The following is a 24,899-nucleotide window of genomic DNA, read 5'->3' on the forward strand; positions in this document are numbered from 1 at the left end:
TTCGCTCTGGCGGAACGCCCTGAGGCCGCGCATATGGGGGGCATGGCGGATCAGACGTTTCCCGAGGCGCGGATTTATTCACGCATCGCCGAGATCGGGCAAGAGGCATGGGATGGCTGCGCGTCCAGCGGCAATCCCTTCACCTCCTACGCCTTTCTTTCAGCGCTCGAGGATAGCGGCTCGGTAGGGGAGGGGACCGGCTGGCATCCCCGCTATCTGGCGCTGGGCGGCCCGGGCGGCGCGCCCGCCGCGGTGGCCCCGGCCTACGCGAAAACCCACTCCTACGGCGAATATGTGTTCGATCAAGGCTGGGCCCAGGCTTTCACCCAGGCGGGAGGACGCTACTACCCCAAGCTTCAGGTCGCCGCGCCGTTTTCCCCCGTGCCGGGGCCGCGCCTGCTGGGCCGGGCCAGCCCGGCGGAAATGGCGGCGGCGCTGGAGGCCGCGCGCGCCGCGCGCCATTATTCCTCGGTGCACGTGACCTTCTGCACCCGGACGGAATGGGAGGAGCTGGGCGCGGCGGGCTGGTTGCGCCGGCTCGGCATGCAATTCCATTGGGAAAACCGCGCCTATGCGGATTTCGAGGCGTTTCTGGCCGCTTTATCCTCGCGCAAGCGCAAGGCGGTCCGGCGCGAGCGGCGGGAGGCGCGGGAAGGGCTGCAATTCCGCACCCTGCATGGGCCGGAGATCACGCCCGGGCTGTGGCGGGTGTTTTACGAATTCTACCTTTCCACCGTCGAGCGCAAATGGGGCGGCGCCTATCTCACGCCGGAATTCTTCCCGCTGCTCGGCGCGCGGCTGGGCGGGCGCGTGGTGCTGATGCTGGCCGAGCGCAATGGCAGGCCGGTCGCCGGGGCGCTCAACCTGCTGGGCGAGGGTGTGCTCTATGGCCGCAACTGGGGCGCGGTCGAGGACGTGCCCTTCCTGCATTTCGAGCTTTGCTATTACCAGGCCATCGAATACGCGATCGCGCACGGGCTCGCGCGGGTGGAGGCCGGCGCCCAGGGCGAACATAAAATCCAGCGCGGCTATCTGCCCCGCCCGACCTATTCAGCCCATTTCATCGCGCATCGGGGCCTGCGGGAGGCGGTGGCGCGCTTCCTGGAGGTCGAGCGCCGGGAGATCGCCGCGGCGATGGTGGCGCTGGAGCGGGAGGGTCCGTACCGCCAGGATGGCGGGTAACCCGCGCCGGCGGGATCAGATCGGCAGCGGGCTTTCCTTCATCCGCTCCATGGCGAAACGGCTCGAAACATTGCGCAGGGACACGTGGCCGATCAGCTTGCGGTAGAAATTGTCATAGGCGGCGATATCCGGCACGACGACGTGCAGCAGATAATCCACATCGCCGCTCATCCGCCAGGCGCCGACGATCTCCGGCATGGTTTTCACGGCGTTGTGGAATGTTTCCAGCCATCCGGCGGAATGGTCGCCGGTTTCCACCGAGACGAAGACCGAGACCGGCAGGCCGAGCTTGTCCGGGTCCAGCACGGCGACCCGGCTCTTGATGATGCCGTTCTCCTCCATCCGTTTGATACGCTTCCAGCAGGGCGTGGCGGTCAGCCCCACCTTGTCGGCGATCTCGTTGAGCGAGAGCGAGGCGTCAGCCGCCAGCAAGCGGAGAATGGAACGGTCGATCTGGTCTAGCTCGGTCAAGTCAGCACTCCGGGCGGCCCGTGGCGGCGGCGCGTCCTCGGCGGCTTGCGGCGGTTGCGGAAACGCGATACAGGCCAAACCGGGTCACGCCCCCCCACCGGGGCGCTTTTCTTCTGCAAGGGAGATGTTTCATGGCTGATTTTTCTCCAGCCGCCAAGCCCGTGCTGCGTCCGCGCAATCCCCATTTCTCCTCCGGCCCCTGCGCCAAACGCCCCGGCTATTCCCTCTCGGCGCTGGAAGGCGCGATGCTCGGCCGCTCGCACCGGGCCAAGGAGCCCAAGGCGCGGCTCCACGAGGTCATCACCCGCTCCCGCGCTTTGCTCGGCATGCCGGAGGATTGGCTGCTCGGCATCGTTCCCGCCTCGGATACCGGGGCGATGGAGATGGCTTTATGGTCCCTGCTGGGCGCGCGCCCGGTGGATGTGCTGGCGCATGAGAGCTTTTCCTCCGGCTGGGCCACGGATGTGGTGAAGCAGCTCCAGCTGAAGAACGCCAGGGTGATCGAGGCGGTGTATGGCCGCCTGCCTGATCTCTCGCGGGTGGATTTCAGCCACGACGTCGTGCTGGCCTGGAACGGCACCACCTCCGGCGTGCGCTTTCCTGATGGCGGCTTCATCCCCGCCAACCGGGAGGGCCTGGTCATCGCCGATTCCACCTCCGCCGCCTTCGCCATGGACTTGCCCTGGGACAAGTTGGACGTCGTCACCTGGTCCTGGCAGAAGGTGCTGGGCGGTGAGGCGGCGCATGGCATGCTGGCCCTCTCGCCCCGCGCGGTGGAGCGGCTGCTCACCTACACCCCCCCCTGGCCTCTGCCCAAAATCTTCCGTCTCACCGCCAAGGGCAAGCTGATCGAGGGCATTTTCGCCGGCGAGACCATCAACACCCCCTCCATGCTATGCGTCGAGGATGCGCTGGACGGGCTGCGCTGGGCCGAGAGCATTGGCGGCCTGCCGGGACTCATCGCCCGCGCCGAGGCCAATCTCGCCGCCATCGCCAAATGGGTGGAGGGCAATCCGCGCATTGTTTTTCTGGCCGAGACGCCGGAGATCCGCTCCTGCACCTCCATCTGCCTGGTCATCGCCGCGCCCTGGTTCACCGCCCTCGACGCGCAGGGCCAGGCCAAGGCGGCCAAGGCGGTGACGGCGCTGCTGGAGACGGAAAACGTCGCGCTGGATGCCGGGGCGTATCGCGACGCGCCGCCCGGCCTGCGCATCTGGGGCGGGGCGACGGTGGAAACCACCGACATCGAGCGTCTGCTCCCCTGGATCGATTACGCCATCGACACGCTCGCCCAGGGCTGAGCCCCGAATTTCTCCAAGGAATACCCATGGTCAAGGTTCTCATCAGCGACAAGCTCTCGCCGGCGGCGATCGAGATTTTCAAAACGCGCGGCATCCAGGCGGATGTGAAGACCGGCCTCTCCCCGGCGGAATTGCGGGCGATCATCGGCGATTATGACGGCCTCGCCATCCGCTCCGCCACCAAGGTCACCAAGGAGGTTCTGGACGCGGCCCGCAACCTCAAAGTGGTCGGGCGCGCCGGCATCGGCGTGGATAATGTCGATGTCAGGGCCGCCACCTCGCGCGGGGTGGTGGTGATGAACACGCCGCACGGCAACGCCATCACCACCGCCGAGCACGCCATCGCCATGATGTTCGCCCTGGCCCGGCAGATCCCCGAGGCCTCCGCCTCCACCAAGGCGGGCAAATGGGAGAAGAACCGGTTCATGGGCGTCGAGCTTTACGCGAAGACGCTGGGGCTCATCGGCTGCGGCAATATCGGTTCCATCGTCGCGGACCGCGCGATCGGCCTGAAAATGAAGGTGCTGGCCTACGATCCCTTCCTCACCGAGGCGCGGGCGGTCGAACTCGGCGTCGAGAAGGCGGAGCTGGACGTGATTTTCGCCCGCGCGGATTTCATCACCCTCCATACGCCGCTCACGGAGGCGACGCGCGATTTGATCTCGCGCGAGGCGCTGGCCAGGATGAAGCCGGGCGTGCGCCTCATCAACTGCGCGCGCGGCGGGCTGGTGGACGAGGCGGCGCTCTATGAGGCCATCCGCTCCGGCCATGTCGCGGGGGCGGCGCTCGACGTGTTCGAGGTGGAGCCCGCGACCGCGAATCCGCTTTTCGAGCTGGAAAACGTGGTCTGCACCCCGCATCTCGGCGCGGCCACGGCGGAGGCGCAGGAGAATGTCGCCTTGCAGGTGGCGGAGCAGATCTCGGATTTCCTGCTCACCGGCTCGGTGGTCAACGCGCTCAACATGCCGAGCGTGTCCGCCGAGGAAGCGCCACGCCTGCGCCCTTATATGGATCTCTGCCGCCTGCTCGGCTCTTTCGCCGGCCAGCTCACCCAGGCCCAGGACGGCACGATCTCCCGCATCCTCATCGAGTATGAGGGCGCGGCGGCGCCGCTCAATCACCGCCCGCTCAACGCCGCCGCGCTGGCGGGGCTGCTGGCGCCGGTGATGGAGGGGGTGAATATGGTCAACGCCCCGGTTCTGGCGCGCGACCATGGCATCGAGGTCTCCGAGGCCTCGCATGACCGCACGGGGGATTACCAGGCGCTGGTCCGCATCTCGGTGACGACGGAGAAGAGCACCCGCGCCGTGGCGGGAACGCTGATCGGCAATGGCCGCCCGCGGCTGGTGGAGATCAAGGGGATCAAGGTCGAGGCCGATTTCGCCCCGCACATGCTCTATGTCACCAACAAGGACAAGCCCGGTTTCATCGGCCGTTTCGGCATGATTCTCGCGGAGGCGGGCGTGAATATCGCCACCTTCCACCTCGGCCGCGCCACCGAGGGAGAGGACGCGATCTGCCTCGTCTCCACGGATGGCGAGACCCCCGAGCCAGTGCTGGAAAAGGTCCGCGCTTTGCCGCTGGTGATGCAAGCGACGAATCTCAGTTTTTAAACCCCCGGCCGCGGCACGGGGGACACGCCGGAGACAAAAATAATCACCCCGGCTTCGATTCAACCTTAAGGATAGGTCTTCGGGCCTCATGCGCTCGGCCCCAGGATGGCCAACGGGCGTTCTTCATCCTCAAATGGCCCGCAAAACCGATCCAGGAAAAATGTTACGGAATGACAGGTTGTTGTTTCATAATGTTTCGTCCTTGGGAGTAAAAATTATTGTTTCTCTAGACACTTATTTAAGCCATAATTTATATTTAAACCGAAACGGGAAGGGCGTAAGCCCTAGTAAAAGGGGTATAAGATGGCGACAAAAATAGGAAATGTTGATCTCAAATGGCGAAATCTGGAGATTTACGGGTTTACTGGGGAAATCCTGGAAAATCAGCGCAGTTCAGAAACGAGAGTAACCGGTCATTCGAACAGCTTTACGGGTCAGGCGCAGATCCAAAGTCATACGACGCATTACCAGCATTTGTTTTTGCGCAGTCCTGATGGACGCGAGGACAATCTGGAGTTCCCGGCCAAAGTGGGGTTTCGCGCTGGTCAGACGGCTACCCTGGTCTGGGCCTCGACCAAGGGGCCAACCAAAGGCGAATATGTCGCGGTCTACAACAACACATCCGGCCAGATCAATCCGATCCGGCGCGGCAACAACCGGATGGCCTGTATTCCGGGATATACCTGGTTCGCCATCCTCGCTATCATCTTGGCGGTTGTCGGGGTGGCCACGGGCTCCCTCATCGTTGCGGCGCTCGGCATCGCCTATCTTGTTTTCATGATCTGGAGCCAGCGCCGTCTATTGAAAGGCGTGGAGAGACTCATGTTGAATTATCAGCCCGTCGCGGCGGGATCATGATTCGGCGCGGTTTCACACAAAAAAGGAAAGCTCATGCGTAAATGGGGATGTTTGGCTCTGCTGGTGTTTGGCGCCATGCCTGCCTATGCGGACGCTACCGATATAAGCGCCACGGCGGCGATTTTCGATGAAGCCGTCGGCACCGGCCATGCGAAAGCCTATTCTCTCGATGGCCCGGTGGTCGTCACCCAGGCGAGCACGGCAAATTGCGTTACCCATCTCCGGTCGGGTAAAGACGATTGGTCGATTGATTGGACGGCCTCTTCCATTAATGCCGACGAAACCACCGATAAAATATTGATGATAAGCATGGGGCCGACGCAGGATTTCGCTCTGCTTTTCAACGATACCGGCAAATTGCGGGCGGCGCGATCCGCCGGGGAGACATTGGCAACGGCATGCGCGAAATGAAAGTGGCCGAGGTGGCGGTGCCGCGCGACCTGTTCCGCCGTATCCTTGGCATGATCGACGACCTGCGACCACGAGAACCAGCACCGTGTTGACGGCCGAGGTCATCGGCACCCGGCGAGCGACAGGAGACGTGCGTCCACCGTGGGACGAAATGGCCGGAAATCGCGCTGTCGGGGGCGATCATGGCAGTCAGGGTGGCGAATTTGCCGCGGCGGACACGGTCGTCACGACATTCCGCCTTCCGATAGGGCTGGGATCAGGCTATCCCGCCGTCAATAGGCACCGGATTGACCGCTCATATGGGAAATGTCAGATATATTCGACTTTCTTGAAATCATCCAAACTTGGAACGAATATATTTTGAAGCACTCTCGAGTTCGGAGAACATAGCTTGATCATTGAAGCCGAAAAGATCTAATTCTTTCTGAAGGTCACGTTTGTGTTTTGCTTCGATTCTAATTTTATCAATCTTGAAATTATCAGGATTTTTTTCCAATGATTCATGCCTGAGGCCAAACAGTATGAACGCACCATTTTGCGCAACTATTCGCCTGTTATTGAGCTTTGGTCTCACCAGCAAATTTCGTTTCAGGTCGGACGGAATGATCTCAGGTGAGAAGTAAGGCTTTTCAGATTTAACAAAATGCAGGAGTCGACTCACCTCTTTTTCCTCATTGAAACTTCGAACCTTGCCTTCGCTCCCGTCAAAATTTTTCATATCTGGCGCGTGTCTAATGGCATTCCGTTCCCGAGGATTCATATATGCGAGATTAGCAACGCAACTAGCCGTATCACTGTCAAAAAATTTATCATCATTACGGCTAACGCCAATAACAACGACATCGCCGTCTGAGTTTTGTTCGTCCTTAACACAAAAATAAAGTGCTACGAGAGGGTTCCATGTGACGTCGAGTAAACGAGTCGGAAGAGAGAAATGCTGCATCCGCGCAAGTTTTTCTAATGTAGACTGATCATCCAGAAAGCTGTCAGGCTGAGAGGCCAAAAGCGATCGCAGGATTGATTTTCGGAGGAATAAAGCTTTTTATTTCTAAATAGTGACGGACTGGTTTCCCACTTGATGTTTCCATGGCCTCTATACACGATAACATAATTCTTTTTTTGTTCGCGATTTTGAACGAATGAAACAAAATCAGACAAACGTTTGATTGTTGGTTGGTTATCAGTAAAAAAGAAGAAGACACGACCCTCCGAACGCACAAGCCGAAACTAGGGATTGCGTACCTATTATAAATGCACACAATAATTGGTCAAGAATTCGTCGGCAGATCAACAGCAAGCGTAGCAAGGATGGGTGGACCGTAGTGTAACCCATCGCTTTGTTCCAGCCCCCGGCTGTTTTATGGGTTACGCTACGCTCCACCCATCCAAAGGACCGCTTTCGGGAAGGCTTCCGGCCCTCGGGAACGACCAAAGCGGGCGCAATCCCGCCGATAAACTTGGTGATTCCCAGGAAAGTAAATCATTTCGTCCCAAACGCGGGCAGCCGCTTCTTCCCGCTAGCCTCTTAAGGGGAGTTGATCCTGAGATCTCAGTCCAGCCGGGCCGCATGCGGGGGTCGAGCGATCGCGCGATGCCGGAATCATCGCGCGCCCACCAGGGGCGCGAGGATTCACGCCTGGCCCGGCTCCTGCGTCACCCTCACCCATTCTCCCTGAACAAGCTCGGCCAGACGGTCCGGGGACATACGCAAGGAGGCATTGACGGCCCCCGCCGCCGGAATAACGGTATCAAATCGTTTCTCCAGCGGCGGCGCCCCCTCCGGCAGGCGGGAGCGGATTTCCGCCCGCACCCGCGCCCCCAGCGGTACCCGCCCAAGCGGAAACCGCCGCGAAAAGGCTTCGGCCGCCAGCCGGGCGAAGCGGGCCGCCTCGGCGCCGGAGGGGCCGAGCAGGGTAAAAAATTCCCCCGCCCTCACCGTGAGATCGAGCCGCGCCAGCGCCACCGCGCCGCCATAGGATTTGGCGACGCCCCTCAAGCTGCACGATGGGTGGTCCGCGATCGGCAAAACGCTTTCCTGGGGAAGCCAGCGGCCAGCCTGCCACGCCCGACCCTGCCCGCTATTGACCAGCGACCACAAGGCGGAAGGCGCTGGCCCCGCCAAACGGTGTAATTATTTTACATGAAACTGTAAGCATCATCCGGACCGGCCGGGCGCCACCCCTCCCGCTTTTGCATGGCTGAAACCCATTGGAATGGGGCCTCCGCCGCCCATGTAAACCCCAGGCATCATCCAAACGGGGGTAGTGTGACAGATACAAACAGCCCGGCGGCGCGGCTCGCTCAGCGCCCTTACGCGCAAACCCTCACCGGCCATAAGGCCCTCGTCACCGGGGCGAGTTCCGGCATCGGCCGCGCCACCGCCCTCGGCCTCGCCCGCGCCGGCGCGGATGTCGTCATCAATTATATCGGCCCCGCCGCCGGGGCGGAGGAGGTCGCGCAGGAGATCACCGCGCTTGGCCGCCGCGCCCTTACCATCGCGGCGGATGTCGCCCAGGAAGACGCGGTGGAGCAGATGTTCGCCACCGCCCTGCGGGAATTCGGCACGCTTCACGCCGTGGTCAGCAATGCCGGGCTGCAACGGGATTCGGGCTTCACGGAGATGACGCTCGAACAATGGAACACGGTCATGGCCGTCAACCTCACCGGCCAGTTTCTCACCACCAGGGCCGCCGTGCGGGAGTTCAAGCGCCGCGGCCCGCAGGAAGACATCACCATCGCCCTCGGCAAGATCGTCTGCATGAGCTCGGTGCATCAGGTGATTCCCTGGGGCGGGCACGTCAATTACGCGGCCTCCAAGGGGGGCATCAACATGATGATGCGCAGCATCGCCCAGGAGGTCGCGCCCCTGCATATCCGCGTCAACGCTGTGGCGCCCGGCGCCATCCGCACCCCCATCAACCACGATGCCTGGGCGACGCCGGAGGCGTATCAGGCCCTGCTCAAGCTCATCCCCAATGGCCGCATCGGCGAGCCGGATGACATCGCCCGCGCCGTCGCCTGGCTGCTCTCGGATGATTCGGATTACGTCACCGGCGCCACGCTCTACGTGGATGGCGGCATGACGCTCTATCCCGGCTTCGCGACCGGGGGTTGAGATGACGCTCAAAATCGAGGATTACGCGGTCATCGGCAATTGCGAGACCGCGGCGCTGGTGGGCCGTAACGGCTCGGTGGACTGGCTTTGCATGCCGCGCTTCGATTCCGGGGCCTGCTTCGCGGCCTTGCTGGGGGATGAGTCGCATGGCCGCTGGCGGATCGCCCCGGCCGGCCCCCATGAGAGCTGCCGGCAATACCGGGATGAAACACTGATTCTCGAAACTTGTTTCGAGACGGAGACGGGCTCGGTCACGGTCACCGATTTCATGAGCCGGGAGGAGGGGCGCTCCTACCTTCTCCGCCGCGTCACCGGCACCAGCGGCGCGGTGGAAATGGAGGCCAACCTGGTCATCCGTTTCGATTACGGGGCCTCGGTGCCCTGGGCCAGCCGCCTGCCGGATGGCCGGGTCAAGTTCGTGGTCGGGCCGGACATGCTGGTGCTGCAAAGCCCGGTGGACTTCCATGGCCACGATCTGCGCAGCGAGGCCCGTTTCACCATCAGCGAGGGCGAGACGCTGGATTTCGTTCTCGGCTGGTCCCTTTCCTACCGGGCGGTGCCGCCGCCCATCGATCTGGCGGAAACGCTGAACGATATCGAGAATCAATGGAAGGGCTGGGCGGCGCGCTTTCCCGGCGCGGGCAAATATAGCGAGGCGGTGGCCCGCTCGCTCCTCACCCTCAAGGCCCTCGCCCATTTCGAGACAGGGGGCATCGTCGCGGCGGCCACCACCTCACTGCCGGAACAAATCGGCGGCCCCCGCAATTGGGATTACCGCTATTGCTGGCTGCGCGACGCCACGCTCACCCTCTATGCCCTGCTCGAATCCAATTATATCGAGGAGGCGAAGAGATGGCGGCACTGGCTCACCCGCGCCATCGCCGGCTCGGCCGAGCAATTGCAGATCATGTACCGGGTGGATGGCGCCCGCTGGCTGCATGAATGGGACGTGCCCTGGCTGCCGGGCTATGAAAACTCCGCCCCGGTGCGCATCGGCAATGCCGCGTCCGGCCAGATCCAGCTCGATATTTACGGCGAGGTTCTCGATGCCCTCTATTTCGCGCGGCAAAAGGGCCTGCCGGAGGAAAAAGACGCCTGGAACGTCGTTCTCGAACTGCTCGACCATCTCGCCAAAATCTGGGACCAGCCGGATGACGGCATTTGGGAGATGCGCGGCGGGCGGCGGCAATTCACCCATTCCAAAATCATGGCCTGGGTCGCGTTCGACCGCGCGATCCGCATGGTGCGGGAATTCAACCATCCCGGCCCGGCGGAAAGCTGGGAAAAAATCCGCGCCGAGATTCACGCCCAGGTTTGCGAGCAAGGCTTTGACCGCGAGCGCAACAGCTTCGTTCAATATTACGGCGGAAAACGGTGGACGCGGCGTTGCTGCTCATCGCCCTCACCGGTTTCCTGCCGCCTGAGGACCCCCGCGTCGCCGGCACGGTGAAGGCGATCGAAGATGAGCTTCTGCAGGACGGTTTCGTGCTGCGCTACCGCACGGAAACCGGGGCGGACGGGCTGCCGGCGGGAGAAGGCGCCTTCCTCGCCTGCAGCTTCTGGCTGGCGGATAATTACGTTCTGCTCGGCCGGCGGGCCGAGGCGCAAATTCTTTTCGAGCGGCTCTTATCGCTGCGCAACGATGTCGGCTTGCTGGCGGAGGAATACGATCCCCATCTCAAGCGGCAGGTCGGCAATTTCCCGCAGGCCTTCACCCACATCGCCTTGATCAACACGGCCTATAACCTCGTCAAGAGCGAGGGTCCGGCGGCGCAACGGGCCGATGCCCCGTCCGAGGCCGCCCGTGCCTGAGCATTACGATGTCATCGTCATCGGCTCCGGGCCGGGCGGCGCCAGCTTCGCCCAGCGCCTCGCCGCCAGCGGCAAGAAGATCTTGATTCTCGAGCGTGGCGATTATCTGCCGCGCTCGCAGAAAAACTGGAGCGCGGATCACGTCTTTCTCAAAAATGAATACCAGGCCGACGAGGTCTGGGAGGATGAGCGCGGCCGCCCTTTCCATCCCGGTCTCCATTATTTCGTCGGCGGCAATTCCAAGGTTTACGGCGCGGCCTTATTAAGGCTGCGCGAGAAGGATTTCGGCGAGATCCGCCATGAAGACGGCGTCTCCCCCGCCTGGCCGCTCGGTTATCAGGATTTCGCCCCCTGGTATGACGAGGCGGAAGCCTTGTTCGAGGTGCATGGCCTGGCGGGGGAGGACCCGCTCGAACCCTCCCGCAAAGCCTTCCCCCATCCGCCCGTCTCCCATGACCCGGTCATCGAGGATCTCGATCGGCGGCTCGGCAAGGCCGGGCTGCACCCGTTTCATCTGCCCCTCGGCATCAGGCTGCGCGAGCATAGCGGCCTGCCCGCCCCGCGCAGCGTGTGCATACGCTGCGACGCCTTCGATGGCTTTCCCTGCCTGCTCAATGGCAAGGCCGACGCCCAGGTCATGTGCGTGGACCCGGCCCTGGAGCGCTACCCCAATCTCAGCCTGCGCACGCAAAGCTATGCCCGCCGCCTGCTCACGGATGCCCAGGGGCGCCGGGTCACGGGGGTGGAAGTCGTCACCCATGGCGAGGCGGAAACGCTCACCGCGGATATCGTCGTCTCCGCCTGCGGGGCGCTCTCCTCGGCCCTGCTCTTTTTGCGCTCCGCCAACGCGGCGCATCCGGATGGCCTCGCCAACCGCTCCGGCCAGGTCGGGCGCAATTACATGCGCCACAACCAATCGGTGCTGATGGCGCTGCTGCGCTGGCCCAATGAGGGCGTGTTCCAGAAAACCCTGGCCTTCTCGGATTTCTATTTCGGCGGGAAGCACGCGGATTATCCCTACCCCCTCGGCCTCGTGCAGATGTGCGCCAAGGTCCATCCCGGCCAGATCATGAGCGAGATCCTGCCGCCCTGGCTGCAATGGCTGCCGCGCCCGCCCTTCAACTGGCTCGCCCGCCACGCCATGGATTTCTGGCTCTCCAGCGAGGATGTGCCCCTGCCGGAAAACCGCGTTTTTTACCGTGACGGCAAGGTCCGGCTGGAGGTGCGGGAGACCAATGCGCGCGCCCACCGGCTTCTGCGGCGGGAGACCATCCGCGTCCTCTCCCAGGCCTATGGCTTCGGCCGGGACAGGCTGGCCTTCTTTTTCAAGCCCGTGCCGCTCGCGGGCACCTCCCACCAGGCGGGCACGCTCCGCTTCGGCCAGGACCCCGCCAGCTCGGTGCTGGATCTCAACTGCAAGGCCCATGAGATCGACAATCTCTACGCCGTGGATGCGGGGTTCTTTCCCTCCATCGGCGCGGTCAACCCCACCCTCACCATCATCGCCAACGCGCTGCGCGTCGCCGCCCATGTGGAGGAGAGGCTGGCATGAATTTCATCACCCATGTCTTGCCGGACCTCATCGCGCGCGTGCTGCTCGTCTGCATGTTCCTGCCCTCCGCCTGGGACAAGGTGGCCCATTGGGGGGAGGCGATGCAGCAGGCCAGCAGCGCGCCGGTTCCCTGTCCCGCCTGCCTGCTCATCCTCGGCATGCTGGTCGAGGCGGTCACCGCCATCTGCATCATCATCGGCTGGCACGACCGGCTGGCGGCGTTCATCCTCGCCGGGTTCTGCGTCGTCACCGCCATCCTCTACCACCCTTATTGGAAATTTCCCGGCTATTGGCGCAACCCAGGCGAGGGCCGCCAGCATTTCTGGGATTTCTACAAAAATCTCGGCCTCGCGGGCGGGCTCGGCCTGCTGGTCATCAGCGGCGGCCCGGCGCCGCTCGGCTACGTGCTCGCCCACCCGTTCTCCTCCGCCCCCTATGCGGCGGCCAGCCAACCGTAACCATGTGAGGATCCACCATGCCCCGCATTCCCTATTGGCATCTCTGGGCGGATGAGAACGGCGTCAGCCATTTCGCCGAGGCCTTCCTTGAAAATTTTGAGTTCAAGGGCGTGGGGGATGCCGACCCGCAATGGAACAATCAGCTCTACGCCGGCGGGTCGGAGCTGGTCTTCACCGTGCAGCCCGTCGGCTGGGTGGGGGAGTGGCACGAAAATCCCAAACCCCAATGGATCGTCCCCGTCTCCGGCCGCTGGTGGGTCGAGGCGATGGATGGCACCCGCCGCGAATTCGGCCCCGGCGAGTTTCATCTGGGCGAGGACCAGGATTGCCGCGCGCAAAACGGCCGCCAGGGCCACCGCTCCGGCACCATCGGCGACACGCCCTGCGTGCTGATGTGCGTGCGGCTCGACGCGCCGCCCCTCCACCGGCCCGGCCATTTCAAATGAGCCTCACAGAGAGCCTCGACCCCCGCTTCAACCGCCTCATCCTCGGCAATGCGCAAATCGAGGTGCTGGCCGAGAATTGCCGTTGGCTGGAAGGGCCGGTCTGGTTCGCGGATCACGGGCTGCTCCTCTTCAGCGACATTCCCAATAACCGGGTCATGCGCTGGTGCGCGGGCCAGGTCAGCGTCTTCCAATCCCCGTCGGATTTCGCCAACGGCCATGCCCGGGACCGTGAGGGCCGGCTTCTCTCCTGCCTGCATCATGGCCGCGCCGTCACCCGGCGCGAGCTGGACGGGCGCGTCACCGTGCTGGCGGACCGCCTCGCGGGCAAGCGCCTCAATTCCCCCAACGATGTCACGGTCCAGCCGGGCAACGGCGCCATCTGGTTCACCGATCCCATCTACGGCATCACCACGGATTACGAGGGCGGCAAGCAGGAATCGGAGCGCCCGCCCGCCCTCTACCGGCTGGGGCCGGATGGCCGCCTCTCCGTCGCCGCCGATGATTTCATTGGCCCCAATGGCCTCGCCTTCTCGCCGGATGAGCGCCGCCTCTACGTGACCGAAACCGGCGACCAGTTCGACCCCGCCACCGAGCGCCACATCCGGGTCTTCGATGTCGAGGAGAACGGCCATCTCCGCCATGGCCGCGTCTTCGCCCGCATCAGCCCCGGCTACGCGGATGGCATCGCCTGCGATGAGGCGGGCAATCTCTGGTGCAGCGCCGGAGACGGGGTGCATTGCCTCTCGCCGGAGGGCGAGACGCTGGGCAAAATCCACACCGGCGGCACCGTCGCCAACCTCGCCTTCGGCGGCCGCCATCGCTCCCGCCTGTTCCTCTGCGCGGGCACGCGGCTGCTGGCGCTCCACACCAACACCCGCGGCGCGCATGAGCCTTTTGCGAATCGCCCGTAACGTCTCGGACCTCGCCCGGCTGGCGTCGTTCTACTGCGCCCTCGGCTTCCAGCAGCGGGAGCCGCCGCGCCAGGATCCCGCGCTGGCGGCGCTGCTGGAGGTGGAGCGCGTCACTTCCCTGCATTTGGTCAGCGGCGGCCAGAGCCTCGAACTCACGGCCTGCGAGCCGGCGGGCCGCCCCTACCCGGCGGAGGCTCCGGCCAATGCCCGGCTGTTCCAGCACATCGCCTTGTTGACGCCGGATATCGCGGCCGCCGCCGCCCGGGCCCTGGCGGCGGGGGCGGTGCCCGTCTCGCGCGGCGGCCCGGTGCGGCTGCCGCCTGCCTCCGGCGGCGTCACGGCGTGGAAATTCCGCGATCCAGACGGCCACCCGCTCGAATATCTCGAACGCGCGGCGGGGGAGGGGTACGACCACTCCGCCATCGCGGCGGCGGATGTCGCCGCCTCCACCCGCTTCTACACGGCGCTGGGCCTGGCGCCGCGCCACCGCCAGCGCAATAGCGGGCCGGAACAGGAGCGGCTGGACGGCGTTCCCGGCGCGGCGGCCACCATCGTCTCCCTGCGCGGCGCCATGGGGCCGGGGGTGGAATTGCTGGGCTATGACCGGATCATCGCCACGCCGCCCCCAGCGGCCAACGACATCGCGGCGGACCGGCTGGTGATCGCGGCGGGCGCGGCCGGGCTGCGCCGCGACCCGGATGGGCATCTCATCCTCCTGGCGCCGGAGCGGGGCTAACCCGCCCTTCGCTCAGCCCCGTTCCGCCAGGGCCAGCTCCCGCCTCGCCGGGGCGGCGGCCTCGCCGGTCCGGAAGCGGGCGAGGCGGCTCAAAATCTCGGCGCCGTCGCGGGCGAGGCTCTGCGCGGCGGCGGCCACCTCCTCCACCATGGCGGCGTTTTGCTGGGTCATCTGGTCCATCTGGCTCATGGCCGTGTTCACCTGCGCCACCCCCTCTGATTGCCCGGCGGCGGCGGCGGCGATCCCCGCTATGGCGCCGCCAATGCCCTCGACCTGGGCGATGATCCGTTCCAGCGCCGCCCGGGCGTCTCCCACCGACTTCACCCCCGCCGCCACCTGGAAGCCGGAGGCGCCGATCAGGTCTTTGATCTGCCGGGCCGCCTCGGCGGAGCGCTGGGCCAGGGCGCGCACCTCGGTGGCGACCACGGCGAAGCCTCGCCCGGCCTCACCCGCCCGCGCCGCCTCCACGCCCGCATTCAGGGCCAGCAGGCTGGTCTGGAACGCGATCTCGTCGATCACGCCGATGATTTGGCTGATCTGGGCGGAGCTTTCATCGATCCTGGCCATCGCCTCCACCGCCCTTGCCACCACGCCGCCCGAGGCGCTGGCGTCGGCCTTCGCCTCCTCTGCCGCGTTGCGCATCCGCTCGGCGGTGGCGGCGGTGTCGCGGGCGCTCACGTTGATCTCCTCCATGGCCGCGGCGGTCTGTTCCAGCGTCGCCGCCTGGCGTTCGGTGCGTTGCGCCAATTGTCCGGCCGTGCCGGCCACCGCGCCTGAATGGTCGCCGATGGCGCGGGCGGAGTCGAAAATGCCGCGCATCGCCTGGCGCAGGGCCTCGGCGGCGGCGTTGAAATCCAGGCGCAGCCGGTCGAGGGAAGGGATCAGCGCCTCGCCCATCCTGTAATTCAAATCCCCCCCGGCCAGGTTGGCGAGGGCGTCGCCCAGTTTTTCCACGCCGCGCATATGCTGGGTGATGTCGCTGGCGATCTTGACGATCTTCACCAGCCTTCCCCGGGAGTCGAATATGGGATTATAGCTGGCCTGCAGCCAGATTTGCCGGCCATCCTTGCCGATGCGGGAAAACTCGGAGGAAATGAACTCGCCCTCGCGCAGCCTGCGCCAGAAGGCGGCGTAATCCTCGCTGGCCGCGCAGGCGGGGTCGACGAACATCCGGTGATGCCTGCCCTGGATCTCCGCCAGCCCGTAGCCGATCACCTTAAGAAAATTCTCGTTGGCGGTGAGGATGACGCCCTCCACGGTGAATTCGATGATGGCCTGGGAGCGGCGGAAGGCCGCCAATATGCTGGCGTCCATCGCCGCTTTTTCATGCTGGCTGGTGACGTCGAGCGCCAGTTTGAGCACCCGGCTGACCTTGCCGCCAATCCCGCGCACCGGGGTATAGGAGGCCTGGAGCCAGACATCCCGCCCATCCTTGGCGATGCGGTGATATTCCCCGGTATGGAAGTCCCCCGCCGCGAGGCTCGGCCAGAACTCCCTGTAGGCGGGGTCGGCGGCCTCCTCCGGGGTGAGCAGCACGCGGTGGGGCCGTCCGGCGAGTTCGGCTTTGCTGTAGCCCATCACCCGCGCGAAATTCCCGTTAATGTCGAGGATCGTGCCGTCCGGCGCGAATTCGATGACCGCGAAGGCGCGCGCCAGCGCCCGCATCGCCGCCCTTGCCCTGAATGCCGATACCACGCCGCGCGCCGCCATTACCCGCCCTCCGCAACTCTTCTTCATTCATAGGGCGAAATGTTTAACCCCAGCTTTCCAGCCCGCCGGGATGTCAGACGATGCGCGTGCCCGCCTCTCCCGCCAGAATCGCGGCGGCGTCCTGCAAGCGGCCGATGGCGGCGGGGCGGCCCGTCTCGCGGGCGAAGCGGCAGGCCGCCGCCACTTTCGGCCCCATGCTGCCGGCGGCGAAGGGCAGGGCCGCCAGCTCCTCCGGCCGCGCCTGGCGGATGGGGCGCTGGGCCGGGGTGCCGTAATCCAGATACACCGCCTCGACATCGGTCAGCATCATGAAGAAATCCGCCCGCAGGCGGATGGCGAGCAGGGCGCTCGCGGCATCCTTGTCGATCACCGCCTCCACCCCCCGCCATTTGCCCGCCGCGTCCCGCGTCACGGGGATGCCGCCGCCCCCCGCGCACACCACCACGACGCCCGCCTCCGCCAGCCGGGTCAGGCTGGCCTCGTTCAGCACCGCCACCGGCGCGGGGGAGGGCACGACCCGCCGCCAGAATTTGCCATCCGGCGCCACTTGCCAGCCGCGTTGCGCGGCCAGGGCGCGCGCCGCCGCCTCGTCATAGACCGGGCCGATCGGCTTGCTCGGGCGGGCGAAGGCCGGGTCATCCGCCGCCACCTCCACCCGGGTGAGCAAGGTCGCGATCTCCGCCCCCGCGGGCAGCGCGTTGGCCAGCTCCTGCTCCAGCACATAGCCGATCCAGCCCTCGCTCTCCGCGTCGAGATCGTCCAGGGGCTGCGCCGCGCCGGGCGGCCCGGCCTCGGCCTGCAAGGCGAGCAGCCCCACTTGCGGGCCGTTGCCATGGGTGACGATGAGATGGTGCCCGGCCTGGCCGAGCACCGCGAGCTGCGCCGCCGCCGCCGCCACATTCGCCTTCTGCGCCGCCGCGCTCGGCGCCTCGCCGCGCTTGAGCAGGGCGTTGCCGCCCAGCGCCGTGACGATCCGCATCACGCCAGCGTGGCGACGAGCATCGCCTTGATCGAATGCATGCGGTTCTCCGCCTCGTCGAAGACGATGGAGGCGGGGGATTCGAACACCTCCTCCGTCACCTCCAAGGCGGAGAGGCCGAAGCGCCGCTCGATCTCACGCCCCACCGCCGTCTCGGTATTATGGAAGGCGGGCAGGCAATGCATGAATTTCACCGCGTCATTGCCCGCCGCGCGCATCAGCGCCGCATCCACCTGGTAGGGCCGCAGCAGCTTGATCCGCTCTTCCCACAGGCTGTCATCCTCGCCCATGGAGACCCAGACATCGGTATAGATGAAATCCACCCCCTGCACGGCCTGTTTCGGGTCGGCCTCATAGAGGATCTCCGCCCCGCTCACCTCCGCCGCCGCCGCCAGCCGCGCCTTGTCCTCCGCCGCCGGCCACAACGCCTCCGGCGCGCCAAAGCGCATCCTCATGCCGAGCTTGGCCGCCCCCATGGCGAGAGAGAGCGCCACATTGTCCTGCCCATCGCCCATGAAGGCGAAGCTGACCTGTTTCAGCGGCTTGTCGCAGAATTCCCGCATGGTCATGAAATCCGCCAGCACCTGGGTGGGATGGGCGGAATCGGTGAGGCCGTTGTAAACCGGCACGCCGGCATGGCGCGCGAGCAACTCCACATCCGCCTGGGCGAAGCCGCGAAACTCGATCGCGTCATACATGCGCCCCAGCACCCGCGCGGTGTCCTTCACGCTCTCCTTATGGCCGATATGGCTGCCGCTCGGCCCCATATAGGTCACGTGCGCGCCCTGGTCGTAGGCCGCCACCTCGAAGCCGGAGCGCGTGCGGGTGGAATCCTTCTCGAAGATCAGGGCGAGCGCTTTGCCCTTGAGCCGCTGGGCCTCGTAACCGCCCCGCTTGGCCGCCTTCAGCTCGGCGCCCAGCCGCAGCAGGTCGAGAATTTCCGCCTGGGTGAAATCATCCAGCCGCAACACGGAGCGGCCACGCAAATGGGTCATATCGGTCTCCTTAAATCGCGTCGCGGCGGATGGGGCAGGTCATGCAATGCGCGCCGCCGCGTCCGCGCCCCAGCTCCGCCCCCTCGAGGGTGATCACCTCCACCCCGGCCTTGCGCAGCAGGGTGTTGGTGTAGACATTGCGGTCATAGGCCATGATCACGCCCGGCTCCAGCGCGAAGACGTTATTGCCGTCATCCCATTGCTCGCGCTCGGCCTCGTAGGAATCGCCGCCGGTCTCGATCACCCGCAGCGCCTTCAACCCCAGCGCCTCCGCCACCGTGTCGAGGAAACTCGCCGTCTCCTCGACGATCTTGAGCGCCCCCTTCTGGCTGCCGGGATAGAGCGAGAAGGGCCGCAGCCGCCGGGCCACGTCCGGATAGATCGTCACGAGATCGCGGTCGCAAAAGGTGAAGACGGTGTCGAGATGCATGTAGGAGCGGTCGCTCGGCATCTGCGCCGCGATCACCCGTTCCGCCGCTCCCGCCGCGAAGAGCCGCCGCGCATAGAGCGAGACCGCCTGCGGGGTGGAGCGCTCGCCCATGCCGATCAGCACGACCCCCTGGCCGAGCGGCATCACATCGCCGCCCTCCAGGCTGATGGGCCCGTGCGGCTCCTCCGGCGCGCTGAACCAGGTCTCGAAGCGCGCGGCGGCGAAGCGGGGGTGGAATTTATACACCGCCGCCACATTCGCCGCCTCCTGCTGGCGCGCCGGCCAATGCATGGGGTTGACGAACACGCCCGCCCCCGCCCAGCAGCTCGTGTCGCGGGTGAAAAGCTGGTTGGGCAGGGGCGGCAGAATGAAGTCGTGCGGCGCGCGGGTCATGCCATAGAGCGTGCGCGGCGCGAACGGCAATTCCGCCCGGGCGATGCCGCCCACCATATAGGCGGCGAGCTGCGGCGCGGGTATGCCGTCCAGCCAGGCGCGCAACTCCTCGTCGGGGCTGCCCGCCTCGGCCGCCTCCAGCCGCTTGTCCAGCAGCCAGGCCCGCGCGGCGGGAATCGCCATCGTCTCCGCCAGGGCCGCGCCAAACTCCATCACCTGCACGCCGCGCTCGCGCAGCGCGTCCACGAAGGCGTCATGCTCCTGGCGTGCCTTTTTCACCCAGATCACATCGTCGAACAAAAGCTCGTGGCAATTGGCCGGCGTCAGGCGGGTCAGGCTGAGATCGGGCCGGTGCACCAGCACCTCGCGCAATTTCCCCACCTCGGAGAACACGCCGGGATCGGGCACGGATTCGCTCATGATAGATCTCCTCTGTAACGAATGAGAGAGAGGCGCGGCCCGGAGTTCAGGATATCGAGATGTCGCCCCGCGCGAACAGCACCGCCGCGCCAACCGCGACGATGAACAGCAGCACCGCCGCGCCCCGCTCATAGGAATTGAAGAGCGGCTGGCCCGGCCGGTTCTCCCGCTGCGCCCACCAGAACACCGGAATGCCGAGCGCGAAGACGATGGTGGACATCAGCAGGAATTTCGGTCCCGCGGCATAGAGCATCCACAGCGCGTAGATGGAGCCCAATATCCCGGCGGTCAGCGCCGTCCGCCGTCCCTCGCCCTGGCTCGCCACATAGCCGCTCCCCCCGGCATAAACCGCGAGAAACAGCGTGCTGGCGAAATATGGTGGCAGGATCATCACGCCGGTGATGGAGACGAGCCACAGCCAGGCATTATGCGCGAACAACACGACGAACATGATGACCTGCATCACCGCGCTCGAAACCAGCAGGCTGGGCGCGGCGGCGTGGAAGCGGTTCTCGCGGGCGAGGAAGCGCGGAAACACCCCGCCCTTGGCGCCCTCGAAAGGCAGCTCCGCGAACAGGATCGTCCAGGCGAGCCAGCAGCTCAGCACCGCGATCAGCAAGGCGACATTGACGAAGATCGCGCCCCATTTGCCCACCGCGGCCGCCAGCACATAGGCGGCGGAGGGGTTGGCCAGCCCGGCCAGCTCCTTCTGGTGCATGAGGCCGAAGGGCAGGATCGAGAGGAGCGAATATAAAACCGTGCAGACCCCCAGCCCGATGAAGGTGGCGAGGCCGACCTGGGACATGTCGCGCGCCCGGTCCGAGATCACCACCGCCCCCTCGATGCCGATGAACACCCACAAGGTCACCAGCATCGTGCTCTTCACCTGGCCGAAGACGCTGCCCAGCCCCTCGCCATGCCCCCAGAAATCGTAGGAGAAATAATCGGACCGGGCGAACACCGCCATGATGACGAGCGCGGTGAGAATGGTGGTGATGTTGAGGCAGCTCGCGAGCGTGTTGAGCGCCGCCGAGCGCTTGACGCCCGACATCACGATCCCGCACATCACCCAGATCAGCACCGAGCCGCCGATGATGGAGGGCCAGTTCTGGCCATTGCCGAACACCGGAAAGAAGAAGCCTAGGATCTGCATCACCAGCACGGCGAAGGCGACATTGCCGAAGGCGGAGGAAAGCCAGTACCCCCAGGCCATCAGAAACCCGGCCAGGCGTCCGAAACCTTCCTGCGCGTAGGTATAGATCCCCGCTTTGAGATCGGGGCGCTTATCCGCGAGAATGCGGAAGGAATTGGCCAGAAAATACATGCCGACGAAGGTGACGACCCAGGCGATGATGATGGCGCCGAGCGCGGCGGCGCCGGACATGTTGGCGGGCAGGTTGAAGGCGCCCCCGCCGATCATCGAGCCGATCACCACCCCGCTCAGCATCCACAGGCCGAGCTTGCGGGTTTCCGGGTGCGCGCTCGCCCCCGTTCCCGGCTGGCGGGGCAGGGCGGGTGGGCTTGAATCGGCAGGCATGGCACTCCTCCACTGTATGATTATGCCGGCTCAGTTAGCGCGCCCGGCGCCGGGCCGCCTTGATCCGTATCAATCAATCAGCGGGCGGCGCTCTGGCCGCGGCGGCTCGCGGCATAGGCGCTGGGCGTGTGGCCGTAGCGCTGGCGGAAGGCGCGGTTGAAATTGGAAATATCGCGGAACCCGGCGGAAAAGGCGATCTCGGTGATGCGCGGCTCCGCCCGGCGGCGCAGGGCAAGGTCTATCAGCTCCCGCGCCAGCTTCAGCCGCTTCTCGCGCAACAGCCCGACGAAACTATGGTCGTGGGCCTGGAAATCCCGCTCCAGCTGCCGGGGGGAGACGCCGGTGCGCGCCGCCAGCCAGGCGAGATCCAGCTCCGGGTTGGCGATCTCGGCCTCCATCTCCCGCACCGCGTATTCATAGCGCAGGCCGGGCGGCTGGCGGCGCAGGCTCTCCCGCCCGTCCGGGCTGCCGGCCTGGAAGGCCATGCGGGCGAGGCTGAGAATGGAGGCGGGGTCGTCCCGGGCCGTCTCCTGGCCCGGCGGGCCGAGCGCCGCGGCGCAGGCCCAAAGCCGCCGGGCGAGAAAAGAGGCCGGGGCGGGGCAGGGGCCGGGGCGGAACGGCGCCGGCGTCTCGTGCAAGAACACCCCGCGCGGCAGATGCACCGAGAGGCAATGCGCCGCCTCCTCGCCGAAGCTGATCGCCACCGGCCTGGTCGAATCGAGAAGATATAGCTGGCCCGGCTCCAATATGGCGCGCTCCTCGCCCTGCTCGATCCGCGCCTGTCCGGAAATCTGCATCAACAAATAGAAATATTCCATGTCGTCCTGGCGGACGTCGCGCAGGGTCCGGTTTATATGCCTGATATCGCAACAGAAATCGGCGACATCGAGGCCCCGCAGGCTCCGCCGCCGGAAATACCCGGCGACATGGCGCTGCCCCTGGCGCGGAATGGCCTGGTAATGGCCGCAAATGGTCCGGAGGCTGTCATTCCATGCCTCGAAAAGCATTTCCTCACCCGGATGCTGGTGTCAGGCGTTTTCCCCCGCATCATCATCCAAATCCGGCGGCAATTCAATAACGGCGTCCCGCCATGCCGTTTGGCGGAAAAGTCCAAGCCAGGGCCGGGGGCGCCGGACTAGGCTTTCAGTCTCAACGATCACGAAGCGAAGGGGAAAACATGTCCGACTATAAATTACTCATCGATGGCAAGCTGGTGGATGGCGCCAGCACCATGGAGGTCGTCAATCCGGCGACGGAACAGGTTCTCGCCATTTGCCCGCGCGGCTCGGAGCAGCAGATGGATCAGGCGGTCAAGGCCGCCAAGGCCGCCTTTCCGGCCTGGTCCCGCCGCAAGGTGGAGGAGCGGCGGGCGATGCTGATGACCCTGGCCGACCGGATCGAGGCGCGGCAGGAGGAGCTGGCCCGGCTGCTGACGGAGGAGCAGGGCAAGCCCATCGCCGAGGCCACGGCCGAGATCATCTATTCCGGGGCCTTCATCCGCTCGATGGCGAGCCTCGATCTCCAGGTGAAGACGCTGGAGGATAACGAGACCCGCCGGGTCGAGGTTCACCGCCTGCCGCTCGGCGTGGTCGGCGCGATCATTCCCTGGAACTTCCCCGTGCTCCTGCTCACCTTCAAGGTGCCGGCGGCGCTCATCGCGGGCAACACGGTGGTCATCAAGCCCGCCCCCACCACCCCGCTCACCTCGTTGCGGTTGGGCGAGATCATGGCGGAGATCTTCCCGCCCGGCGTGGTCAACATCGTCACGGACCAGAACGATCTCGGCGCCTATCTCACCCAGCATCCGGATGTGGCCAAGATCTCCTTCACCGGCTCCTCGGCCACCGGCAAGAAGGTGATGGCCGCCGCCGCCAGCACGCTCAAGCGTATCACCCTTGAACTCGGCGGTAACGACGCCGCCATCGTCCTGCCTGGCGCCGACCCGGAGACCGTGGCGCCCGGCATTTTCGGCGGCGCCTTCATGAATGCCGGCCAGGTCTGCCTCGCGATCAAGCGGGCCTATGTGCATGAATCCATCTATGACCAGGTGGTGGACCGCCTGGCCGCGCTCGCCAACGCCGCGGTGGTGGATAGCGGCCTCCACCAGGGCACCACCATCGGCCCGTTGCAGAACCGCATGCAATACGAGAAGATCAAGGATTATCTTGAGGTCGCGCGCAAGGATGGGCGCATCGTCGCCGGCGGTGAGGTCGAGGACCGGCCCGGCTATTTCATCCGCCCCACCATCGTCGCCGATATCGACGATACCTCCCGCCTGGTGGCGGAGGAGCAGTTCGGCCCGGTCCTGCCCGTCGTCAAATACGCCGATCCGGAGGACGCGCTGAAACGCGCCAACGCCTCGCCCTGGGGGCTGGGCGGCTCGGTCTGGGGCAGCGACCGGCAGAAGGCGCGCGAGATCGCCCTGCAGATGGAAACCGGCACCGCCTGGATCAACAAGCATCTCGATTTCGGCCCCAACATTCCCTTCGGCGGCGCCAAGCAATCCGGCCTCGGGGTGGAGCTGGCCGAGGAAGGCCTGGCCGAATTCACCCAGGTCCATGTCATCAACGAGGCGCTCTAACTCGGCGCTCGCATAACAAACAAAGGAAGGAAAGCCCCATGAAAGCCGCCATTCTCACCCGGCATTGCGAAGCGCTGGAAATCAAGGATATTCCCAAGCCCACCCCTGGCCCGGACGACGTGGTACTCAAGGTCGAGGCCTGCGGCATCTGCCGCTCGGACTGGCATGCCTGGCAAGGGGATGGGTCATGGATTGGCATCGCTCCGGATCTGCCGATCACGCCCGGCCATGAAATAGGCGGCGCGGTCGAGGAGATGGGCGCGAATGTGAGGAAGTTCAAAAAGGGCGATGCGGTCACCGTGCCTTTTCATTCCGCCTGCGGCCGCTGCCAATATTGCCTGGAGGGCCGGCCCAATATCTGCGAGAATCTCCTCATTTTTGGGTTCACCACCGGCTATAACGGGGGCTACGCCCAATATGTCCTGGTCCGCAACGCGGACTTCAACCTCATCGCTCTGCCGGAGGGGGTGGATGCCAAGACCGCCGCCGCCATCGGCTGTCGGTACATGACCGCCTATCACGGCGTGGTGCGGGCCAACGGCAAGCCGGGAGATTGGCTGGCCGTGCAGGGCGTGGGCGGCGTCGGCCTGTCCGCCGTGCAGGTGGCGGCGGCTTTGGGCAAGAACGTCATCGCAGTGGATATCGACGACGCCAAGCTGGCAAGAGCCAAACAGGAGGGCGCGGTCGCGGTTGTCAACGGCAAAAGCAACAACGTGCCGGAGGCGATCAAGGAAATCACCAAGGGCGGCGCTCATGCTTCGATCGATGCGCTGGGCATCGGCGCCACGGTGCTCAATTCCGTTCTTTCCTTGCGGCGCGGCGGTCGCCACGTGCAGATCGGCCTTACCACCAAGGCCGAGGCGGGAATGGTAACCCTGCCGGTTGATATGATCACGGCGATGGAGCTGGAATTCGCCGGCAGTATCGGCAACCCGCATCCGGATTATGCCGGGTTGCTGGCGCTCATCTCTACCAAGCGGCTCAACCC

Annotated in this window: 22 protein-coding genes and 1 pseudogene; 14 read left to right on the plus strand and 9 right to left on the minus strand. The window is 65.2% G+C overall.

Annotated elements, in window-relative coordinates; genetic code table 11:
- Positions 1-33 precede the first annotated feature (33 nt).
- The gene (locus M7H45_RS00260; protein ID WP_408832202.1) at positions 34-1,182 is read left to right on the plus strand and encodes a GNAT family N-acetyltransferase; all 1,149 of its coding nucleotides are present in this window, start codon (positions 34-36) and stop codon (positions 1,180-1,182) included.
- A 15-nt stretch (positions 1,183-1,197) separates the two neighbouring features.
- Here M7H45_RS00260 and M7H45_RS00265 read toward each other — a convergent pair whose 3' ends face one another.
- Complete coding sequence (locus tag M7H45_RS00265; RefSeq protein ID WP_298213519.1) at positions 1,198-1,653, minus strand: Lrp/AsnC family transcriptional regulator; 456 nt, start codon at positions 1,651-1,653, stop codon at positions 1,198-1,200.
- 131 nt (positions 1,654-1,784) lie between these two features.
- On the opposite strand from M7H45_RS00265, the gene M7H45_RS00270 reads away from it, so the two are divergent.
- From M7H45_RS00270 to M7H45_RS00285, 4 genes are all read left to right on the plus strand, one after another.
- Complete coding sequence (locus M7H45_RS00270; RefSeq protein WP_298213521.1) at positions 1,785-2,954, plus strand: phosphoserine transaminase; 1,170 nt, start codon at positions 1,785-1,787, stop codon at positions 2,952-2,954.
- Between the two features lie 26 nt (positions 2,955-2,980).
- Entirely contained in the window at positions 2,981-4,567 is a 1,587-nt protein-coding gene (serA, locus tag M7H45_RS00275) for a phosphoglycerate dehydrogenase (protein ID WP_298213523.1), read from the plus strand.
- Between the two features lie 303 nt (positions 4,568-4,870).
- Positions 4,871-5,425, plus strand: a complete 555-nt coding sequence (locus M7H45_RS00280; RefSeq protein ID WP_298213525.1) for a hypothetical protein — start codon at positions 4,871-4,873, stop codon at positions 5,423-5,425.
- Between the two features lie 33 nt (positions 5,426-5,458).
- On the plus strand, positions 5,459-5,836 hold the full coding sequence (locus M7H45_RS00285) for a hypothetical protein (RefSeq protein WP_298213527.1): 378 nt from the start codon (positions 5,459-5,461) through the stop codon (positions 5,834-5,836).
- Between the two features lie 334 nt (positions 5,837-6,170).
- On the opposite strand, the gene M7H45_RS00290 is transcribed toward M7H45_RS00285, so the two are convergent.
- Both M7H45_RS00290 and M7H45_RS00295 read right to left on the minus strand, forming a co-directional pair.
- Positions 6,171-6,839: an FRG domain-containing protein gene (locus M7H45_RS00290; RefSeq protein WP_298213529.1), complete on the minus strand. Its 669-nt coding sequence runs from the start codon at positions 6,837-6,839 to the stop codon at positions 6,171-6,173.
- Positions 6,840-7,466: 627 nt separating this feature from the next.
- Entirely contained in the window at positions 7,467-7,862 is a 396-nt protein-coding gene (locus M7H45_RS00295) for a hypothetical protein (RefSeq protein ID WP_298213531.1), read from the minus strand.
- 240 nt (positions 7,863-8,102) lie between these two features.
- Here M7H45_RS00295 and M7H45_RS00300 point away from each other — a divergent pair, with 240 nt between their 5' ends.
- From M7H45_RS00300 to M7H45_RS00330, 7 genes and pseudogenes are all read left to right on the plus strand, one after another.
- Complete coding sequence (locus M7H45_RS00300) at positions 8,103-8,951, plus strand: glucose 1-dehydrogenase (RefSeq protein ID WP_298213533.1); 849 nt, start codon at positions 8,103-8,105, stop codon at positions 8,949-8,951.
- Between the two features lies 1 nt (position 8,952).
- Positions 8,953-10,763 (plus strand): annotated as a pseudogene (locus M7H45_RS00305) (glycoside hydrolase family 15 protein).
- On the plus strand, positions 10,735-12,315 hold the full coding sequence (locus M7H45_RS00310) for a GMC oxidoreductase (protein ID WP_298213535.1): 1,581 nt from the start codon (positions 10,735-10,737) through the stop codon (positions 12,313-12,315). The pseudogene M7H45_RS00305 and the gene M7H45_RS00310 overlap by 29 nt, the downstream one beginning before the upstream one ends.
- Positions 12,312-12,773, plus strand: a complete 462-nt coding sequence (locus M7H45_RS00315) for a DoxX family protein (protein WP_298213537.1) — start codon at positions 12,312-12,314, stop codon at positions 12,771-12,773. The genes M7H45_RS00310 and M7H45_RS00315 overlap by 4 nt, the downstream gene beginning before the upstream one ends.
- A 17-nt stretch (positions 12,774-12,790) precedes the next feature.
- Entirely contained in the window at positions 12,791-13,219 is a 429-nt protein-coding gene (locus M7H45_RS00320) for a cupin domain-containing protein (protein ID WP_298213539.1), read from the plus strand.
- Positions 13,216-14,130 carry an SMP-30/gluconolactonase/LRE family protein gene (locus M7H45_RS00325; RefSeq protein WP_298213540.1) on the plus strand — a complete coding sequence of 305 codons (915 nt, stop codon included), beginning with the start codon at positions 13,216-13,218 and terminating at the stop codon, positions 14,128-14,130. Before M7H45_RS00320 ends, M7H45_RS00325 begins: the two co-directional genes overlap by 4 nt.
- Positions 14,105-14,866, plus strand: a complete 762-nt coding sequence (locus tag M7H45_RS00330; protein ID WP_298213542.1) for a VOC family protein — start codon at positions 14,105-14,107, stop codon at positions 14,864-14,866. The genes M7H45_RS00325 and M7H45_RS00330 overlap by 26 nt, the downstream gene beginning before the upstream one ends.
- Positions 14,867-14,878: 12 nt before the next feature.
- Here the strand turns inward: M7H45_RS00330 and M7H45_RS00335 are convergent, their stop codons facing one another.
- The 6 genes from M7H45_RS00335 to M7H45_RS00360 all read right to left on the minus strand — a co-directional run bounded on the left by M7H45_RS00335 (position 14,879) and on the right by M7H45_RS00360 (position 22,337).
- Complete coding sequence (locus M7H45_RS00335) at positions 14,879-16,576, minus strand: PAS domain-containing methyl-accepting chemotaxis protein (protein WP_298213544.1); 1,698 nt, start codon at positions 16,574-16,576, stop codon at positions 14,879-14,881.
- Between the two features lie 73 nt (positions 16,577-16,649).
- Positions 16,650-17,555, minus strand: a complete 906-nt coding sequence (arcC, locus tag M7H45_RS00340; protein ID WP_298213546.1) for a carbamate kinase — start codon at positions 17,553-17,555, stop codon at positions 16,650-16,652.
- Complete coding sequence (argF, locus tag M7H45_RS00345; protein ID WP_298213548.1) at positions 17,555-18,550, minus strand: ornithine carbamoyltransferase; 996 nt, start codon at positions 18,548-18,550, stop codon at positions 17,555-17,557. Before argF ends, arcC begins: the two co-directional genes overlap by 1 nt.
- A gap of 10 nt (positions 18,551-18,560) precedes the next feature.
- Positions 18,561-19,793 carry an arginine deiminase gene (locus M7H45_RS00350; RefSeq protein WP_298213550.1) on the minus strand — a complete coding sequence of 411 codons (1,233 nt, stop codon included), beginning with the start codon at positions 19,791-19,793 and terminating at the stop codon, positions 18,561-18,563.
- A 46-nt stretch (positions 19,794-19,839) separates the two neighbouring features.
- Positions 19,840-21,330: a basic amino acid/polyamine antiporter gene (locus tag M7H45_RS00355; RefSeq protein ID WP_298213551.1), complete on the minus strand. Its 1,491-nt coding sequence runs from the start codon at positions 21,328-21,330 to the stop codon at positions 19,840-19,842.
- Positions 21,331-21,407: 77 nt separating this feature from the next.
- Positions 21,408-22,337: a helix-turn-helix domain-containing protein gene (locus M7H45_RS00360; RefSeq protein ID WP_298213553.1), complete on the minus strand. Its 930-nt coding sequence runs from the start codon at positions 22,335-22,337 to the stop codon at positions 21,408-21,410.
- A gap of 170 nt (positions 22,338-22,507) precedes the next feature.
- Here M7H45_RS00360 and M7H45_RS00365 point away from each other — a divergent pair, with 170 nt between their 5' ends.
- Both M7H45_RS00365 and M7H45_RS00370 read left to right on the plus strand, forming a co-directional pair.
- On the plus strand, positions 22,508-23,911 hold the full coding sequence (locus tag M7H45_RS00365; RefSeq protein ID WP_298213555.1) for an aldehyde dehydrogenase family protein: 1,404 nt from the start codon (positions 22,508-22,510) through the stop codon (positions 23,909-23,911).
- Between the two features lie 38 nt (positions 23,912-23,949).
- On the plus strand, positions 23,950-24,899 hold a 950-nt coding region (locus M7H45_RS00370; protein ID WP_298213557.1), incomplete at its 3' end, for an alcohol dehydrogenase catalytic domain-containing protein.

The organism is Acidocella sp., from assembly GCF_027352905.1.
Classification (GTDB): Bacteria; Pseudomonadota; Alphaproteobacteria; order Acetobacterales; family Acetobacteraceae; genus Acidocella.